Genomic DNA, 16,817 nt, shown 5'->3' with positions numbered 1-16,817 from the left:
GGCCATGACCACCGCGCACCCCCTGACCGCCGCCCAGGTCGACCTCACCGACCTCGGCGTCTTCGAGCGCAACGAGGCCTGGTCCCGGTTCGACGTGCTCCGCCGGGAAGCACCGGTCCACTGGAACCCGGAACCGGCGCCGAACTCCGGTTTCTGGTCGCTGACCCGGCACGAGGACATCGTCGCCGTCGACCGGGACGCCGAAACGTTCACCTCGACCGGGTACGTCAACCTCGAAGAGGTCCACGACGACGACCTGGCCGAGCTGCGGCGGTCCATGCTGGAATCCGACGGCGTCCGTCACCGGGCGTTGCGCAAGCTGCTGCAACGCGACTTCGGCGGCCAGACGCTGAAGAAGTACGAGGAGTTCCTGCGCGGCCTCACCGAGGCCACGGTCGACGCCGCGCTCCGCCGGGGCGAATTCGACTTCGTCAAGGAGATCAGCGCGGACTTCCCGATCCAGGTGCTGGCCCGGATGCTCGACGTGCCCGCCCGCGACACCGGCCGGCTGATCGCCTGGGGCAACCGGATCATCGGCAACACGGACCCGGACTACGCCGACGTCCTGCTCGGGGACGCCGAAAGCGACCGCTACAAGCACCTGCCGTTCCGCTCGCCCGCGTCGCTCGAGGTCTTCGAGTACGGGCGCGAACTGGCCCGGCAGCGCCGCGGCGGCGACGGCGAAGACCTCGTCAGCAGGCTGGTCAACCGCGTCCCGGTCGACGGGGAGCCGCTGACCGCGACGGAGTTCGACAACTACTTCCTGCTGCTGGTGGTCGCGGGCAACGAAACCACCCGGCACGCGATCAGCCATTCCATGCTGGCGCTGCTGGACAACCCCGACCAGCTGGCGCTGCTGCAGGCGGAGCCGGAGCGGATCCCGGTGGCCGTGGAGGAGATGCTGCGCTGGGCGAGCCCGGTCTACCACTTCCGGCGCACGGCCACCCGCGATGCCGAACTGCGCGGCCGGCACATCAAGGCGGGGGAGAAGGTCGTGATGTGGTTCGCCTCCGGCAACCGCGACGAAGACGTCTTCGACGACCCCTACACCTTCGACGTCACGCGGAAGCCCAACGACCACGTCACGTTCGGCAAGGGCAGCCCGCACTTCTGCCTGGGCAACAACCTGGCCCGGATGGAGATCCGGCTGATGTTCGAGACGCTGCTGCCGCGCCTGCGCCGCATCGACCGCGCCGGGGACGTCCGGCGGGTGCGCAGCAACTTCGTCAACGGCATCAAGCAGTTCCCCGTGCGGGTCGAGACCACCTGATGCGCGCGCTGTGCGTCTGCCACGACGCGCTGTCGGACCCCGGGTACGTCGGCGCCGCGCTGCGCGACCTCGGCTGGCAGGTCGACGAACTCGTCGTCGTGCCCGAGGACCGCCACCACGCGCCGGACGTCGAACCGTCCTTTCCGGACAGTGCCGCCTATGACCTGCTGGTGCCGCTGGGCGCGCCGTGGAGTGCCGGCGTCGACGACGCCCGGATCGGCCGGTGGCTGGCGCCGGAACTGCGGTGGCTCGCCGACGCGGTGGCCGGCGGCGGCGCGGTGTTCGGCATCTGTTTCGGCGCGCAGGCGCTGGCCCGCGCGCTCGGCGGCACGGTCACGCGGTCGCCGTCGCCGGAGATCGGCTGGGTCGGCGTCGAGTCCGACCGGCCGGACCTGGTGCCGTCGGGACCGTGGTTCCAGTGGCACTTCGACCGGTTCACCGTGCCGCCCGGGGCGGTCGAGCTGGCCCGCAACGCCGCGGCCCCGCAGGCCTACCGGATCGGCCGCAGCCTCGGCGTGCAGTTCCACCCCGAGGTGACGCCGGCCGGCATCCGGCGCTGGGTCGCAGGCGGCGGCGCGGCCCAGGCGCGCGGGCTCGGGCTGCGCCCGGCGGACCTCGTCGCGGACGCCGACCGGCTCGCCGCGGACGCCCGGCGGCGCACCGAGACGCTGGTTTCGGCCTACCTGAACGAAATCTTCGCCTGCTGACTATTGCGATCCAAACGTTTGAACCCGTACGATTCCCGCGCCGGGGGCGGAGCCGAGGAGGCACGCATGGTCGACCATGCCGTTTCGGAAAACGTGACCACCGGCCACCGGCTCGGTGGTTCCCTCAAGCTGGTGGACGCGATCGCGCAGTCCGTCGGCGTGATCGGGCCGGTCTTCTCGATCGCCTTCCTGGTCCCGCTCCTGGTCGGGCTCAACGCCTCCGGCAGCGGCGCGGGCGCGGCCGCACCCCTCTCGGTGGTGATCGCCGCGGTCGGCGTGCTGGGCCTCGGCTGGATCGTTTCCGAGTACACCAAGCGCATCCACTCCGCCGGCTCCCTCTACGACTACGTCACCGACGGTCTCGGCAAGCGCATCGGCGCCGCCGCCGGATTCCTGTACTACGCGGGCATTCTCGCGCTCGGCGCCGGGATCCTGGTGATGATCGGCGGCACGATCCACGACACCCTGCAGGCCGAGTTCGGCGTCACGCCGCTGCCCGAGGCCGGCTGGGACCTGCTCCTGCTGCTCGGGCTCGCGGTCGTGCTGTACCTCGGGGTCGCCCTGTCGACGCGGGCCCAGCTGGTCCTCGCGCTCGTGTCCTTCGCCGTCGTGCTCGCGTTCTTCGTCGTGGTGATCGTGAAGGCCGGCGCGGCCGACGACGTCGGCAAGGCGTTCACGCCGGCCTCGTCCCCGCAGGGCTTCGGCGGCGTCCTGTTCGGTGTGCTGTACGGCGTGCTGCTCTTCACCGGCTTCGAAACCGCGGCCAACCTGGGCGAAGAGACCGCGCACCCGAAGCGGGACATCCCGCGCGCGGTGCTGATCTCGGTGCTCACCGTGGCCGTCTTCTACGTCATCGGCTCCTACAGCCAGGTCGCGGGCTACCACTTCGACCTCGACGCGCTCGGCAAGAACGCGGGCGCCCCGCTGTTCGGGCTCGCCGGCCCGGTCTCCGACGGCGGGTTCGGCTCCGTCGCCGTCCGGCGGCTGCTGGAGCTGGTCGTGGTGCTCGACATGCTCGCGGTGCTGATCGGGTGCGCGGTGTCGGCGTCGCGGGGCATGTTCGCCCTCGCCCGCGACCGGCGGCTGCCCGCGGCGCTGGGCAAGGTGAGCGGCCGCGGCACCCCGCTGGCCGCGGCCGCGGTCGTCGTGGCGTTCCACGCGGTGGTCATCGTCCTCACCGCCACCTGGACCGGCCTGCTCGCGCAGCCGGAGATGCCGCACTACGTGGCGATGTTCAGCTGGGGCTCGACCTTCGGCGGGTTCTCCCTCGCCGTGATCTACCTGCTGATGTCGGCGGGTGCGCTGCGCGGCCTGCGCGACCACCGGCGCCGCTGGGCGGTGTACCTGGCGGGCACGGTCGGCATCGTCGTCACCGGCGCCGCGATCTTCGGCGCCGTCTACAAGGTGAGCGCGCCGATCATCTACGCGCCGTACGCGGCGGTCGTGGTCTTCGCCCTCGGGCTGGTGCTCGCCTTCCGGCACGCGGCGCGCGCATGACCGCGCCCCGGATGCTGCTGATCCTCAGCGAGAACTGGACGCTGACCTCGGGCCGGGACCTGCCGACGCTGGTGCGGTGGGCCCGCGAGGCCGAGGACGCCGGGTTCGACGCCGTGATGATCAGTGAACACGTCGTGCTCGGCCCGGACGCCTCGGACCGGGGCCTCATGGCCAACCCGCGCGAGTACGCGTTGCCGGGGAACCAGGATCCGCTGACGCCGTGGCCGCATTCGCTCTCCCTGCTGTCGTCGATCGCCGCGGTGACTTCCCGGATCCGGCTGGTCGCCGGGGCGATCCTGGCGCCGCTGCGGCACCCGCTGCTGCTCGCGCGGGAGCTGGGCACCCTGGACCTGCTGAGCGAGGGCCGCCTGGTCGTGCAGCCGACGGTCAGCTGGAGCCGCGACGAATACGACGCCCTCGGCGTGCCGTTCGCGCGGCGCGGCCGGATCCTCGACGAGCAGCTCGAAATCCTGGACCTGCTGTGGCGGTCGTCGCCGGCCTCGTACTCCGGCGAGTTCTTCGCCTTCGAGGACATCTCCTTCGAACCCAAGGCCTACCGCCCGGACGGCCCGCGGATGTGGTTCGGCGGCCAGCGCCTGCACGACCGGCTGCTGGACCGGATCGTCCGCTACGGGCACGGCTTCCACCCGCTCGGCGTTCCGTCCACAGCGGACTTGTCCCGGCTGCGGGCCGCGGTGCCCGGCCGCGAGCTGGAACTGGTCGGCGGCACGCGGGCGGTGTTCCCGGACGCGGAATCGTGCGCCGACCTCGGGCAGGCGATGGCCGCCTTGCCCGAGCAGATCGAGCAGGGCTTCACGACGTTCTGCCTGAAGCCGTCCCAGTTCACCGACGACCCGGACGACGTCGGGCGGCTGTGCCGCGAGGTGGTGCGCCGGGCCGAGGCGATGGGGGGCTAGCGCGACCGCATCAGGATGAAGTCGCCGTGGCCGCCGTAGCCGAGGACGTCCTCCGCGTACTGGGTGCCGTCGAAGGTCGGCAGCCACCAGCTCCCGCCGACGCGGACCAGCATCGGGTGCGGGATGTTCGTGCCGTACGGGGCGTTCAGCGTGCCCAGCTTGCGCATCCGCAGGTCGTACACCGGGTACTCCCGGGCGTCGCCGTCGCTGGCGAACACGTACCAGCGGCCGCCCACCCGCTGCAGGATCGTCCCCTCGGTCTGCTGCACCGAGAGGTCGGCGCCCAGCAGCGTCAGCCCTTCGTCGTAGTCCGCGCCGCGCGGGGCGGCCGCCAGCGCCGGGTGGAACACGAACGCCGGTTGCTGGGCGGGGCTTTCGACGAACGCGAGGTGCCAGCGGCCGCCGATCTTCGTCAGGGCCGGGTCCCACGAACTGACCGTCGTCGGCAGCGGCAGCCGCTCGGTGGGCAGGACGTGCACGCCCGAAAGCACGTCGGCGCGGGTGACGGTGTGGCGCACGTGGACACCGTCGAACGAGAAGTCGCCCCACGAGCTCATCAGCAGGACGAAGCGGTCGCCGTCGCGGACGATCTGGCCCGCGTGGTCGCCGAGGACGACGCCGTCGCGCGCGAAGAACAGCGTGGCCACCTGCTCCAGCTTGGCCGGATCGGCCAGGTCGAGCGTCCACACGGCCCAGTGCGCCTGCTGGAAGAACCCGAGACCGGCGTTCGTCATGGTCAGGTAGAGCTTGCCGTCCCGGATGTAGGGGCGGCCGTCGGCGTGCTGCACGACGTGCGGATCGCGGACGCCGGCCTGCCCGAAGTACCCGGCCCGGACCCGCCCGAGCCGCGCCGCCCCGCGGCTGCCGTAGGCGTAACCCAGCCGGCCCAGCACGGCCGGGTCGCGCAGGTCGATCCGCGCCCGGACCTGGTCACGCTCGGTCAGCAGCGGCCGCCAGCCGCTGCCGCGGTCGGCCAGCACCGTGACGGCGTTTTCGTTGACCACCACGGCAAAGCCGAACGGCGCCCGCAGATCGGCCGCCACGGTCTTGACCACGGCGGTCCCGGCCGCGGTGGTGACCTCGATCCCGGCCCGCCCCGCGGCGGCGTCGTAGGTGCCGAGCACGGAGACCCCATTCCCGGCCAGCCCGGCCACGACCGGCGCGCGGTCGTCGAGGACCTGCACGGTCACGGTCCCGTAGGGCGCCTTCGGCCGGATGCCGGTCTTGACGAGCGCACCGGGCCGAGCGGGGGAGTCGAGCTGGACGAACTTCGGGGCGATCAGGTCGAACGGCCGGAACTGCTCGGTGACCGCGAACTCCAGGTCCAGCGGGCTCTCGCCGGCCGCCTCGGCGGTACCGCCGAACAGGCTCGCGCTCACGCCGGTGACACCCAGCGTGGCGAGGGCACGGAGCACGTCACGTCGTTCGAAGCCGGTCACAGGTTGACCTCCGAGGGGGACGGCGGGGACACCAGCTTGCAACGTGGCATGCAACGTGGCAACCGCCGTCGGGCGTCATTGCGGGGCGAGCGCCGCCGCGACTCAGTCCTCCACGAGGAACTCCAGCAGCTCGCCCGCCAACCCTTCGGCCGGCTGCGTCCACTGCCTCCGCAGGGTGCGGAACAAAGCCGCCGCCCTGGTGCCCGGCCAGTCCGGTGGCAGCAGGGCCGGCGGCAGGACCGGGTCGCGGCGGATCAGCAGGAGCCACTCCGCGCCCAGGCGGATGCGGCACGACAGGGCGTCGCCGAGGTCTTCGGGGGCGCGTGAGCCCCAGCGGCGGAGGAATTGCTCGTAGCCCGCCGCGATCCGGGGGAGGTCCCAGGCTTCGCGGGCGATGCGGGCGGGGTCGGTCCACATGAACGGCTCGGCGCGGAACACCTCGGCGTGGTCGAGCAGGTCGAGCTCGGCCAGCGCCGCCGAGATGTCCGCCGCCGACGCCGAGACCCACAGGCCGCTGCGCAGCGGGCCGAACCCGAACCAGCCCAGGCGGGTGCGCAGCGCGTACCGGTCCGCGCGGCGGGATTCCGGGACCGAGAACGTCAGCAGCGTCCACCGGCCGTCCCAGTGCCGGTCGACGACGTCGCCGTCGAGCTTGCGCTGCCCGTCGCGCAGCACCGCCGTGCCGTGCGCGGTCAGGGCCAGGAACGCCTGGCGGCCCCGGCGGACGGTGCGGAGCAGGTCGCGGCGGCTCATCCTGCTGAGCGTCGCCCGGGTGGCGTGCTCGCCGACGCCGAGCCGGTCGAGGACGGCGATGACCCCGCCCGTCGACACGGCGATCCCGCGGTCCAGCACGTGGTCGCCGAACAGGGTGAGCAACAGGGCCTCGGGCCGCACGCCCGGTGCGCCCTCCTCCTCCGCCCAGCCGGCCGCTTCGAGCATGCGCCCACCTCCCGCGCGCCGGATTCTTCGCTGTTTTCGCGACGATCATCAATCGTTTGTTCGGCATTTCGAGGATATCACTGAGTTCGAAAGTTTCGGCATCGCGGAATACTCGATGAATTGTTGACGGTCGTTCCGAATCTGCCTAACCTCGGTGGGGCGAGGGGGATCGCCGACCGGAGGTCACCGATGAGTGGATTCAGAACGGCGTTCGTGACCATCGCCAGTGCCCTGCTGATGGCCGTCACCTCGGTGGTGGTGCCGTCGACGGCGTCGGCCGCCGCGCTGGTGGAAGTGACCGGCTTCGGGAACAACCCGGGCGGGATGCGCATGCACGTCTACGTGCCGGACAGGCGGCCCGCCAACCCCGCGATCGTCGTCGCCATGCACGGCTGCGGCGGCTCGGGACCCGGCTTCTACTCCGGCAGCGAGTTCGCCTCGCTCGCCGACCGCTACGGGTTCCTCGTCATCTACCCCAGCGCCCAGCAGCAGGCCGGCTTCGGCAAGTGCTTCGACACGTGGTCGGACGCGGCGAAGCGGCGGGGCGGCGGCAGCGACCCGGTGTCGATCGTCTCGATGGTGACGTACGCGCAGCAGCGCTACGGCGGCGACCCGAACCGCGTCTTCGCCACCGGGTCGTCGTCGGGCGGCATGATGACCAACGAAATGCTCGCCCTGTACCCCGACGTGTTCAAGGCGGGCGCGGCGTTCATGGGCGTGCCCTTCGCGTGCTTCGCGAACGCGGCGGACTTCCCGCCGTGGAGCAGCAAGTGCACCGGCAGCGGCGGCGCGAACCGCACGCCCCAGCAGTGGGGTGACGCCGTCCGCGCGGCCTACCCCGGGTACACCGGCGCGCGCCCGCGCGTCCAGCTGTGGCACGGCACCGCCGACACGCTCGTGCCGTATTCGCTGCTGCAGGAGGAAATCGAGCAGTGGACGAACGTGTTCGGCCTGAGCCAGGCGCCGACGTCCACCGACACCCCGCAGGCGAACTGGAACCGCCGCCGGTACGCCGACAAGGTCGAGGCCTACAGCATCCAGGGTGCCGGGCACAGCCTGCCGTCGGCCGGGATGGCGGCCGCCGCCATCGCCTTCTTCGGCCTGTCCTGACCGGCGCTCACGCGGTGAGGACCCGCAGCGCGGCGGCGTGCACCCCGGGCGCGGCGGCGAGGTAGCTCGTCCCCGCGATGTCCCACGGGCCGCCGTCGAGGTCCGTGACGACGCCGCCGGCTTCCTGGACCAGCAGGACGCCGGCGGCGTGCGACCGCACGTTGTCGAACTGCCAGTGCAGGTCCATCCGGCCCGCGGCGACCTGGGCGAGCTGGTGGGTGACCGGCACCGAGATCCGCACGTACAAGGCCGCGGCCGACATCGCGGCGAACGAGTCGCCCATCCGCGCGAAGAGGGCGGCGTCGTGGCCCGGCTGGGCCTGGCCGGTGCCCGCCAGCGCGCCGTCCAGTGCCGTCTTGGCGGAGACCCGCAGCCGTTCGCCGTTGAGGTGGGCTCCGCCGCCTTCGGTGGCGGTGAACAGCTCGTCCGCCACCGGGAAGTACAGCACGGCCAGCACCGGGCGCCCGTCGCGGACGAGGCTCACGCCGATGTTCCAGCCGGGCATGCCGTGCACGGCGTTGACGTTGCCGCCCATGGGATCGATGAGCCACCACTCGCCCCGCGGGCAGCGGCCCGGACCCGTGTTCGTCGTCGAGCCAGCGCGCCTCCGGCCGGAGCGCGGTCAAGGCCGGGCGCAGCACGTCGGTGACGGCGGAATCGTTGTCGTGCAGGCTTTCGAGCAGCTCGGCGAGGCCGGGCTGGCGGGCCGCGGGGGAGTAGCGGGCCAGCATCCGCGCCCCGGCGTCCCGGACGGCAGTGGTGGTGGCGGCGAGCAGGTCCTGGCTCATGGGTTCTCCTGTGGTTGTCTTGCTGGCGTGCAACTCGACTTGAACTTGCTCACGGTGCTCGACGCGCTGCTCGAGGAGGGCAGCGTGATGGGCGCGGCCGAGCGGCTGCACCTGTCGTCGCCGGCGGTCAGCCGCACCCTCGGCAGGCTCCGCGCGGTGACCGGCGACGACATCCTGGTCCGCACCGGCCACACGATGGCGCCCACGCCGTACGCGGTGGCCGTCCGCGAAGACGTGCACCGGCTGGTCAGGCAGGCGCGGGCGGTCCTGCAGCCGGCCCGCGAGCTGAACCTCGGCGAGCTGGACCGCACGTTCACGATCCAGTGCCACGACGCGCTCGCGGCCTCGGTGGTCCCGGTCCTGGCCGGCCGGCTCCAGGAACGGGCGCCGGGCGTGCGGCTGCGGGTGCTCGCCGAGCACTCCGCCGACACCGACGACCTGCGCCACGGCCGCGTCGACGTCGAACTCGGTGGTGCCCGGCCGCAGCTGCCCGAGTTCCGCTCGGCGGTGCTCGGGCACGACCCCCTGGTGGTGGCGATGCGCCGGGGTCACCCCGCGGCCGAGGGACTCGACCTGCGGGAGTTCGCGGCGCACCCGCACGTCCTGGTCTCCCGCCGCGGCCGGCTCACCGCCCCGATCGACGACGTGCTGGCCGAGGAAGGCCTGCGCCGCCGGGTGATCGCCTCGGTGGCGACCCTCGCGACGGCCCTGCAGCTGGCGGTACGCAGCGACGCGCTGGTCAGCTGCACGGCGGTGCTCGGCCGGCCGTTGATCGACGCCTTCGGGCTGATCACCCACCCCCTGCCGGCCGAGTCCCCGGCGGCGGAGATCTGCTGCACGTGGCACCAGCGCTACGACTCCGACCCGGCGCACGCATGGCTCCGCGACCAGGTCAGGGCGGCCCTCGAGGAGATCACGGCCGGCCGCTGAGGCCCGGTCTCCAGCGCCCCAATGTGGCGTTGGGTGCGTTGGGTGCACCGAATGTGGCGTTGGGTGAGCTTCCCCCCGTTCGCCGGACACGGCGGGTGTGGGGTCAGGGTGCCGCGTGTGGTGGCTGGTTGAGGGCCTCAAACGTGGCGGGGCTGTGCATCCCGATCTTGGAATGTCTCCGCTTCGGGTTGTACCAGCACTCTATCCATTCGAATATCGCATTGGCAAGTTCGTCTCGGTTTTTCCACGTTCTCGAGTCGAGAAGTTCAAGCTGAAGAGTGCCCCAGAACGATTCCATCATGGCATTGTCGTAACAGTCGCCGACTGTGCCCATGGACGCGAGCAGTCCGGCATTGCGGAGACGTTGCCCGAATGCCCACGAGGTATATTGCGAGCCGTGGTCGGAATGTAGAATGGTGGTGTCGTTTTCCGGCTGGCGGCGCAGGATGGCCATACCGAGGGCGTCGGTGACCAGTTCGGTGCGCATATGGCCGGCGATGGACCAGCCGATGATGAGCCGGGAATAGGCGTCCATGACCGCGGCGCAGTAGACCCGGCCCTCCTCGGTGGGGTGTTCGGTGTAGGGTCGGACACGGGCGCGGTTCCAGCGTTTCTGCTGGTCCGTTTCCCGTGCCCGCCCTCCGAACCGGACGTGCGACTCGTCGCCGCATCCGGCTCTCCACGTGTTCATGCCGCTGGTGCGGGTGAGCCTGATGTGTCTGTTTGCGACCATGGTGTGGGGATGCGAGCGCCCCGATACCGGTAACGCGTAATTGTTACGGTTTCCGGTCGGAACATCTCAATACTTCCGGCTCGGATCTGCCAGCCTGGCAGGAAGCGCCGGATAACAGTGTGCATGTTCAGTCCGAGGTGTCGTTTCCGGAGCCAGCCGATGATTCGCCAGACGGCGAAATGGTCGATATAGCCGAACGTCCGGGACGACACCCCGTGACGGAAGTAGTTGCACCATCCCCGCAGCACCGGGTTGAGACGGTGCAGCAGGTCGGCAAGTGTCCGATGATTCCGACGGCGGGTGAGCGCCCGTATCTTGTCCACGATCGAGGCAAGTGCCTTCTTCGACGGATAGGTATAGACAGCTCGTTTGCCGGTTCGGTTCCGCCAAGCGCGGCGCTGGATGCGCCAGCCAAGGAAATCGAACCCCTCATCGATGTGGCAGACCCTGGTCTTCTCGACCGACAGGCTCAGGCCCATCGGCGCGAGCACTGCGGTGACCTCGTCCCAGAGCGCTTCGGCATCGGCGCGTTGCCCGGCCAGCATGACCACGAAGTCGTCCGCGAAACGGACGAGCTTCATGACCGCGCCGCCGGCACGTCGGTGCTTGCTGCGCGTCCAATCCGGGCCGAGCGCTTGCCACTTGCGGGTGAAGTGCTCGTCCAGGACGGACAGGGCGATGTTGGCCAGCAGCGGTGACAGGATCCCGCCCTGGGGTGTACCGGTGATCGTCTCGCGGTTGCGGCCGTCCTCGGTGAGGACGCCTGCCCGCAGGAACGCCGTGATCCAGGCCAGGACTCGTTTGTCCGCGATCCGATCCCGCACCCGGTCCATCAAGGCTGGGTGTGAGATCTCATCGAAGCACGCTTCGATGTCCGCCTCGAACACCCACTCGTAGTTGCGCGTGGGTGAGGCGAGGTAGTGAATTTCGGCGATCGCGTCCTGAGCCCGGCGTCTCGGGCGGAAACCGTAGGAACACGGCTTGAAATCCGCCTCGAAGATCGGCTCGAGCACCAGCTTCAACGCAGCCTGCACGACGCGGTCCGCGGTCGTTGGGATCCCCAAGCGCCGGAGCTTGCCCGACGCTTTCGGGATTGCCTTCTCCCGCACCCGCCGAGGAACAAACCGATTCGCTTTGAGCTCAGCTCGCAGCTCCTCGAGCAGTTCCCACGCGGCGAAGCCAACATCGCGTGGTGCAATGCCGTCGACTCCAGCCGTTCGTGCACCTTTGTTGCCCCGCACCCGGTTCCAAGCCACAACCAGAAAAGCCGGGTCGTAGACGAGGTTCCGGAGATCATCAAACCGACGGCCAGGATCGGCCATCGCCCATCGGTGCAGCTTCCTCTGCATCACCCGTACCCGCATCTCGGCCTCATCGAGGCCGGGCCACGGAGCGCCGATATTCACCAGCGACCTCCCGGATCAGCGCGGATGCCGCGAACACGCTGGACCCCTTCGCCATGTGACCGGCTTTCCCGATCCCGGACTACTACGGGTCCTCCGCCCCACCCCAGTGGCATCAGCCGACGGCGGGCCTTCCCACCGGATCGCTGGCCGCGACCCGGGCCGGGGGCCACCAGGATGGTTCCCACGTTCACTGTCGAACCGTTCGACGGGGTCGGCGCCCAGCTATGCCCCTGCAGCATCGCCACGGCTACGCCGCAGACTTTCACCGTGGCCTCCCGACCGGCGACATCACCCGGCCCAGAAGTTCCCCGCACCACAACGTGATTCGGGTGCGCGCTGCAACCCAGCCCAGATCCGCCAGGTTCGAGCTGGTGGCTCCCTTGAGAGGCGTTCAGCCGCTGGTTCCTCACGTACGCCTTTCCGTCTCGCTTGCCGAGCACGGACCATCTGGCAGTCCTGATCCGCCTCGTCGTTGACAGGGCTGCTTCCCGCCCTCACCGGCACCTCCCGGCTCAGGCTGCCCCCTGCTTCACCCCACCGCTGCGACAGCAGAGCGGAGAAGGTCTTGCACCTCCTCACGGTTCAACAGCGCCTCGTGGCGCTCGATGTCGGTGATCCACAACCGGTCCGGGGCGTCGACGGTGAACTGGCGGTTGACCAGGTCGGCGCTGGGTTGCCCGGCCGGGTCACGGACTGTGGTGTGGTGCCGGCGGCGCCGGTAGAGGCCCTGGATCCCGGCCTCGCGCATGAGCCGCTCGACCCGTTTGAGGTTGACCGGCATCCCCAGACCGAGCATGAGTTCGGCGTGCACGCGCGGTGAGCCGTAGGTGCCGCGGGAATCGGCGTGGATCTGTTCGATGTGTTTCAGCAGTACCGTGTTCTCCGCCTCTCGGGTCGAGGGCGGCCGGTCGCGCCATTCGTAGTATCCGGAGCGGGACACGTTCAATACCCGGCAGGCCACCGCGACGTCGATACCGTCGGCGGCGAGCTCATGGACCAGCGGGAAGGTTACTTTGGGAGGATGTTCTCCCGCGCGAAGTACGCCGCCGCGCGTTTCAGGATCTCATTCTCCATCTCAAGCTGCCGGTTCTTCCGGCGCAGCTCGGCAAGCTCCTTCTTCTCCGCACTGGTCAGCTTTGTGGTTGAGCCGTTCTCGTCGGCGTCGGCCTGGGCCATCCAGTTGCGCAGGCAGGACTCGCTGATCCCCAGGTCCTTGGCCAGCGCGGCGACCGGTTTGTCGCCGAGGCGGGCCAGCTCGACGGCGCGCTGACGGAACTCAGGCGGGTGTGGTGCAGGCATCGGAACATCCTCCCTGGTGACCATCGGTCATCTCAGGTCAGGTGTCCGGACAACCGGGGGAAGCTCGGGGTGCGTTGGGTGCACCGAATGTGGCGTTGGGTGCGTTGGGTGCACCGAATGTGGCGTTGGGTGCGTTGGGCGCACCCAATGTGGCGTTCGGTGCGTTGGACGCACCCAACGCCACATTGGGGCGCTTGAGGCGCGGCGGGCGGGCCGGGCGCGGCGGGCGGGCCGGGCGGGGCGAGCGGGCGGGTGGGTGGAGCGGGCGCGGCGGGCGGAGCGGGCGGGGCGAGTGGGCGGAGCGGGGCGGTCAGGTGGGGAGTGGGAGGGCGATCGTGCCCGGGAAGCGGGGTGTCTCGGCCTCGTCGAGCATCGCCGCGGCGACCGTTGCGCGGCTGATCACCGCCTCGAAGTCCAGCGGGGGGCCGGCCGCCAGTGCGACCGTCCGGCGCCGGGGGCTTTCCGGGCCGTCGGTGAGCAGGCCCGCGTGGAACACCGTGCCGCCGGCCGTGAGGATCGTGGTGTCGGCTTCGATCTTGTCGGCCAGCCGGTCGCCCAGCAGCTTCGACAGTGCCGCGGCCGCCTCGCCGGCCACCTCCGCCGACTCGCCCGTGCCGTACGCGCCGAGCCAGATGATCCGCCGTGGCCGGGCGGCGACCACGGCCTTCGCGCCCGCCGCCAGCACGCCCGCCCGGTCCGTGCCGAGTCCGGAAAGGACGGTCGTGCCCGCGGTGATCGCCAGGGTCGCCGCGTCCTCGGCGTCGCCCGCCACGGTGTGCAGCCGCGCCGACGGGGGAACGGTGATCCGGCCGGGATCGCGGGCGATCGCGGTGACGGTGTGCCCGCGCCGCAAGGCTTCCCGGGTGAGCGCGAGTCCGGTGCGGCCGGACGCCGCGAGGACGGTGAGGTTCATGCCGACCACGCTAGGGACCCCGGCCGTTGACATCAAATGCAAGTTCGGCAAGTAATGATTTACCGTGACGCAAGGAAGGCTCAGCGGTGACCCGCGCCGGTGAGCGGTGCCGGGCTGTACCCGAGATACCGCCCCGGTGCGCCGAGTGCGGCGGCGGCCGCGTTGAGGCGCTCGGGCCGCAGGTCGGGCCACCGGCCCGTCTCGATCCGGGACTCCAGGGCGTGCAGCGCCGCGATGGTCTCCGACGGCTGGAACGCGCAGTGCCCCGCCGCGCCCACGTACGCCTGGCGCAGCAACGGTTCCCGGCCCGCCGCCCGGACCCGGCCGGCGTACCAGTTCTCCTGCTCGACCGGCACCAGGTGGTCCGCCGTGGTGTGGATGGCCAGCGAGGGCACGCGAAGCCGCCCGGTCGCCTGCGACGTGCGGGCCAGCGTGGCGATCGCCTGCGGGTCGGGCGTGATGTCCGCGTGGCGGGTCAGCTCGCCCAGCTCGGCGTCCAGATCGAGGCCCGCCGCCCGGTACAGCGCCCGGACCTGGCGGGCCAGCGGGCTGCCCGACAACAGCGCTCGGTAGTCCACACCGCGGGTGAACGCGCTGTTGCCGCCCGCCGCGAGCTCGACCTGGTAGCGGCCGGAGACGACGAACCCGAGCACGAACTGGGCCAGCGCCTGCTGTTGTTGCTGTTCCTGGCCCAGGTAGTCGGCCGGGCCGGGCGGGGCGTCGCCGGCCAGCCACGTCGGCGTGTTCATCAGCGCCGCGCCGAGGGCGATCCGGGCCCGGCCGGCCGCGGTGGCCTGGGCGTCGGTGACGAGCTTCGTCAGCGCCGCCCCCGACGCGTTCGCCTCGTCGGCGTTCGCGAAGCGGACCAGCTTCACCGGCTGGGCCGGGGAGAGCAGGCGCGACAACGCGTATTCGCCGTCGAGCTGGTAGTTGTTCAGGTTCAGCGCGCCGGCGACCAGGCCGCACGTCGTCAGCGCGCCGTCGAGCCGCCGGTGGCCGGACTCCGCTTCGAGGGCGCTCACCAGCCCGCCCATCGACGTGCCCCACGCGATGGTGCGGCGAGGCTCGCCGATCTTCCGCACGAGCTCGTCGAGGGAGGCGAACTGGTCACGCGGGGCGGAGGCGAGCGCCCACCACGACGGGCCGCTGTAGGACGAGCCGATCAGCGCGTAGCCGGCGTCGAGCAGGGCCTGCCCGGTCGGCTCGTCCGGCGCGTTGCGCGCCTCCAGTGGCCCGAAGCCGTGGCTGTAGAGGATGACCGTCCCGTTCCACGCGGCCGGCACGTCCGCCACCCAGGTCGCGCCGTCGGGCAGCTGCCCGGTGTAGTGCGTGGGGGTGGCGGCCTGTGCCGTGCTGCCGGTGGTCAGGCCGATCGCGGTCAGTGTCGTGACGACAAGGGCGCCGACGCGGCGGAGCCACCTGCTCATCCTCGGTGTCCTTCCCGCTGGGCGGCCGCGGGGACACCCGGCTCGGGGGTGAGGTCGCGGCGGTGGGTCTCCCGCAGGGCCAGCACGCAGACCGCCGACAGGAGGCAGAACGCGGCGATGGTCCACGACACGGGGGTGGTCGAGCCGCCGCCGTTGGCGCGCTGGAGCTCGGCGAAGATCAGCGGGGCGAACCCGGCGCCGAGCCCGGCGAGCTGGTAGCCCAGCGACGCGCCGGTGTAGCGGCTTTCGGTGTCGAACAGCTCGGAGTAGAGGGCGGCCAGCGGGCCGTACATCATCGGGTGGATGATGCCCTGGCCGATCACCAGAGCCAGGACGAGCAGGAACCCGCTGTCGCTGCGGACCATCGGGAACAGCAGGAACCCGAACACCGCCATCGCGGCCACGCCGGCCAGGACGACCGGGCGGCGGCCGATCCGGTCCGACAGCGCCGACCACAGCAGGATGCCCGCGACCGCGCAGGCCGAGGACAGCGTGAGCGCGTTGAGCATCTCCGGCCGCGGGTGCCCGTGCTGGACGCCGTAGGCGAGCACGAACGTGGTCAGCGTGGCCTGGACGACGAACGCGGCGAGCCCGACGCCGATGCCGAGCAGCAGCACGCGCGGGTGGTCCCGCAGCACGGCGACGACCGGGAGCCGGCGCCGTTCTTCCTTGCGGGCGGCCAGGAACGCGGGCGTCTCGTCGACGCGGGAGCGCACGAACAGGCCGATCGCGAGCAGGACGATGCTGAGCAGGAACGGGATCCGCCAGCCCCAGGCGAGGAAGTCCGCTTCGGACGTCAGCGCCGCGGTGGCGGACATGGCCAGCGTGGACACGACCATGCCGCTCGGGGCGCCGGCGTTGGTGAAGCCCGCCCACAGCCCGCGGCGGGACCGCGCGTGCTCGGCCGACATCAGCACGGCGCCGCCCCACTCGCCGCCGACCGCGATGCCCTGCACGATGCGGAGCAGCACCAGGCCGATCGGGGCGACCGCGCCGATCTGGGCGTAGCCGGGGAGCAGGCCGATGAGGAAGCTCGCGAGGCCCATCAGGGTCATGGTGAGCACGAGCATCCGCTTGCGGCCCAGGCGGTCGCCGAAGTGACCGAAGATCAGGCCGCCGAGCGGGCGGGCGAGGTAGCCGGTGGCGAACGTGCCGAAGCTGGCGACTGTGGCCAGAGCCGGATCGAGGTCGGCGAAGAAGACCTTGCCGAAGACCACCGCGCTCGCGGTGGCGTAGAGGAGGAAGTCGTAGTACTCGATGAGACTGCCGAGGTAGCTGGACGCAACCGCTCTGCGGAGCTGAGTGCTCATGAGGTTCACCCTCGTCTTTGGGGGCAGGTCTTCCGGCGCAGGTTCGTCCGGGGCGGACGACGGGGGAGCGGGCCCCAACGTTAGTCAGGGGCATGACGGCCGTCAATATTCTGCACAACATCAAGTGATCGC

At 71.2% G+C, this 16,817-nt stretch carries 16 protein-coding genes; 6 read left to right on the top strand and 10 right to left on the bottom strand.

Annotated features, from left to right (window positions below; genetic code table 11):
* Nucleotides 1–4 precede the first annotated feature (4 nt).
* The 4 genes from BLW76_RS30000 (at nucleotide 5) to BLW76_RS29985 (ending at nucleotide 4,391) form a co-directional block, all read left to right on the top strand.
* Nucleotides 5–1,270, top strand: coding sequence for a cytochrome P450 (locus BLW76_RS30000; protein WP_091313638.1), 1,266 nt, complete (start codon nucleotides 5–7; stop codon nucleotides 1,268–1,270).
* Nucleotides 1,270–1,977, top strand: a complete 708-nt coding sequence (locus BLW76_RS29995; RefSeq protein ID WP_091313636.1) for a type 1 glutamine amidotransferase — start codon at nucleotides 1,270–1,272, stop codon at nucleotides 1,975–1,977. Before BLW76_RS30000 ends, BLW76_RS29995 begins: the two co-directional genes overlap by 1 nt.
* 66 nt (nucleotides 1,978–2,043) lie before the next feature.
* Nucleotides 2,044–3,474: an APC family permease gene (locus tag BLW76_RS29990; RefSeq protein WP_091313633.1), complete on the top strand. Its 1,431-nt coding sequence runs from the start codon at nucleotides 2,044–2,046 to the stop codon at nucleotides 3,472–3,474.
* The gene (locus BLW76_RS29985) at nucleotides 3,471–4,391 is read left to right on the top strand and encodes a TIGR03619 family F420-dependent LLM class oxidoreductase (RefSeq protein WP_208613414.1); all 921 of its coding nucleotides are present in this window, start codon (nucleotides 3,471–3,473) and stop codon (nucleotides 4,389–4,391) included. Before BLW76_RS29990 ends, BLW76_RS29985 begins: the two co-directional genes overlap by 4 nt.
* Here the strand turns inward: BLW76_RS29985 and BLW76_RS29980 are convergent.
* Both BLW76_RS29980 and BLW76_RS29975 read right to left on the bottom strand, forming a co-directional pair.
* A complete protein-coding gene (locus BLW76_RS29980; RefSeq protein WP_091313630.1) occupies nucleotides 4,388–5,830 on the bottom strand; it encodes a hypothetical protein in 1,443 nt (480 codons plus the stop codon). The genes BLW76_RS29985 and BLW76_RS29980 overlap by 4 nt on opposite strands.
* A 102-nt stretch (nucleotides 5,831–5,932) precedes the next feature.
* Nucleotides 5,933–6,769 (bottom strand): PaaX family transcriptional regulator, encoded by an 837-nt coding sequence (locus tag BLW76_RS29975; protein ID WP_091313627.1) that lies wholly within the window; start codon nucleotides 6,767–6,769, stop codon nucleotides 5,933–5,935.
* 189 nt (nucleotides 6,770–6,958) lie between these two features.
* Between BLW76_RS29975 and BLW76_RS29970 the strand changes: the two genes are divergently transcribed.
* Entirely contained in the window at nucleotides 6,959–7,879 is a 921-nt protein-coding gene (locus BLW76_RS29970) for an extracellular catalytic domain type 1 short-chain-length polyhydroxyalkanoate depolymerase (protein WP_208613413.1), read from the top strand.
* Between the two features lie 7 nt (nucleotides 7,880–7,886).
* Here BLW76_RS29970 and BLW76_RS29965 read toward each other — a convergent pair whose 3' ends face one another.
* Nucleotides 7,887–8,414, bottom strand: coding sequence for an inositol monophosphatase family protein (locus BLW76_RS29965; RefSeq protein ID WP_244170374.1), 528 nt, complete (start codon nucleotides 8,412–8,414; stop codon nucleotides 7,887–7,889).
* A gap of 130 nt (nucleotides 8,415–8,544) precedes the next feature.
* Here BLW76_RS29965 and BLW76_RS29960 point away from each other — a divergent pair, with 130 nt between their 5' ends.
* Entirely contained in the window at nucleotides 8,545–9,597 is a 1,053-nt protein-coding gene (locus tag BLW76_RS29960; RefSeq protein WP_244170373.1) for a LysR family transcriptional regulator, read from the top strand.
* A gap of 103 nt (nucleotides 9,598–9,700) precedes the next feature.
* Here the strand turns inward: BLW76_RS29960 and BLW76_RS29955 are convergent, their stop codons facing one another.
* The 7 genes from BLW76_RS29955 to BLW76_RS29925 form a co-directional block, all read right to left on the bottom strand.
* Nucleotides 9,701–10,288 carry an IS3 family transposase gene (locus tag BLW76_RS29955; protein WP_425266062.1) on the bottom strand — a complete coding sequence of 196 codons (588 nt, stop codon included), beginning with the start codon at nucleotides 10,286–10,288 and terminating at the stop codon, nucleotides 9,701–9,703.
* Complete coding sequence (gene ltrA, locus BLW76_RS29950; RefSeq protein ID WP_091313615.1) at nucleotides 10,285–11,736, bottom strand: group II intron reverse transcriptase/maturase; 1,452 nt, start codon at nucleotides 11,734–11,736, stop codon at nucleotides 10,285–10,287. Before ltrA ends, BLW76_RS29955 begins: the two co-directional genes overlap by 4 nt.
* A gap of 529 nt (nucleotides 11,737–12,265) precedes the next feature.
* Nucleotides 12,266–12,676, bottom strand: coding sequence for an IS3 family transposase (locus tag BLW76_RS29945; RefSeq protein WP_244170686.1), 411 nt, complete (start codon nucleotides 12,674–12,676; stop codon nucleotides 12,266–12,268).
* Nucleotides 12,677–12,744: 68 nt separating this feature from the next.
* Entirely contained in the window at nucleotides 12,745–13,035 is a 291-nt protein-coding gene (locus tag BLW76_RS29940) for a transposase (RefSeq protein ID WP_167384425.1), read from the bottom strand.
* Between the two features lie 310 nt (nucleotides 13,036–13,345).
* The gene (locus BLW76_RS29935; protein WP_167384776.1) at nucleotides 13,346–13,948 is read right to left on the bottom strand and encodes an NAD(P)-dependent oxidoreductase; all 603 of its coding nucleotides are present in this window, start codon (nucleotides 13,946–13,948) and stop codon (nucleotides 13,346–13,348) included.
* Nucleotides 13,949–14,028: 80 nt separating this feature from the next.
* A complete protein-coding gene (locus BLW76_RS29930) occupies nucleotides 14,029–15,375 on the bottom strand; it encodes an alpha/beta hydrolase (RefSeq protein ID WP_091313608.1) in 1,347 nt (448 codons plus the stop codon).
* Nucleotides 15,372–16,685 (bottom strand): MFS transporter, encoded by a 1,314-nt coding sequence (locus BLW76_RS29925; RefSeq protein ID WP_167384775.1) that lies wholly within the window; start codon nucleotides 16,683–16,685, stop codon nucleotides 15,372–15,374. Before BLW76_RS29925 ends, BLW76_RS29930 begins: the two co-directional genes overlap by 4 nt.
* Nucleotides 16,686–16,817 lie beyond the last annotated feature (132 nt).

Origin of the sequence: Amycolatopsis tolypomycina (assembly GCF_900105945.1) — a bacterium.
In the GTDB taxonomy this organism is placed as follows: Bacteria; Actinomycetota; Actinomycetes; order Mycobacteriales; family Pseudonocardiaceae; genus Amycolatopsis; species Amycolatopsis tolypomycina.
Note: the sequence above shows the minus strand (reverse complement) of the source record. Positions and strands in the feature narration are given on the sequence as shown.

Coding starts and splice junctions, on each gene's coding strand:
- BLW76_RS29935 (WP_167384776.1), bottom strand. CDS start 13,948: ATGAACCTCACCGTCCTCGCGGCGTCCGGCCGCACCGGACTCGCGCTC.
- BLW76_RS29930 (WP_091313608.1), bottom strand. CDS start 15,375: ATGAGCAGGTGGCTCCGCCGCGTCGGCGCCCTTGTCGTCACGACACTG.
- BLW76_RS29965 (WP_244170374.1), bottom strand. CDS start 8,414: ATGGGCGGCAACGTCAACGCCGTGCACGGCATGCCCGGCTGGAACATC.
- BLW76_RS29985 (WP_208613414.1), top strand. CDS start 3,471: ATGACCGCGCCCCGGATGCTGCTGATCCTCAGCGAGAACTGGACGCTG.
- BLW76_RS29990 (WP_091313633.1), top strand. CDS start 2,044: ATGGTCGACCATGCCGTTTCGGAAAACGTGACCACCGGCCACCGGCTC.
- BLW76_RS30000 (WP_091313638.1), top strand. CDS start 5: ATGACCACCGCGCACCCCCTGACCGCCGCCCAGGTCGACCTCACCGAC.
- BLW76_RS29925 (WP_167384775.1), bottom strand. CDS start 16,685: ATGAGCACTCAGCTCCGCAGAGCGGTTGCGTCCAGCTACCTCGGCAGT.
- BLW76_RS29970 (WP_208613413.1), top strand. CDS start 6,959: ATGAGTGGATTCAGAACGGCGTTCGTGACCATCGCCAGTGCCCTGCTG.
- BLW76_RS29940 (WP_167384425.1), bottom strand. CDS start 13,035: ATGCCTGCACCACACCCGCCTGAGTTCCGTCAGCGCGCCGTCGAGCTG.
- BLW76_RS29995 (WP_091313636.1), top strand. CDS start 1,270: ATGCGCGCGCTGTGCGTCTGCCACGACGCGCTGTCGGACCCCGGGTAC.
- BLW76_RS29975 (WP_091313627.1), bottom strand. CDS start 6,769: ATGCTCGAAGCGGCCGGCTGGGCGGAGGAGGAGGGCGCACCGGGCGTG.
- BLW76_RS29955 (WP_425266062.1), bottom strand. CDS start 10,288: ATGAACACGTGGAGAGCCGGATGCGGCGACGAGTCGCACGTCCGGTTC.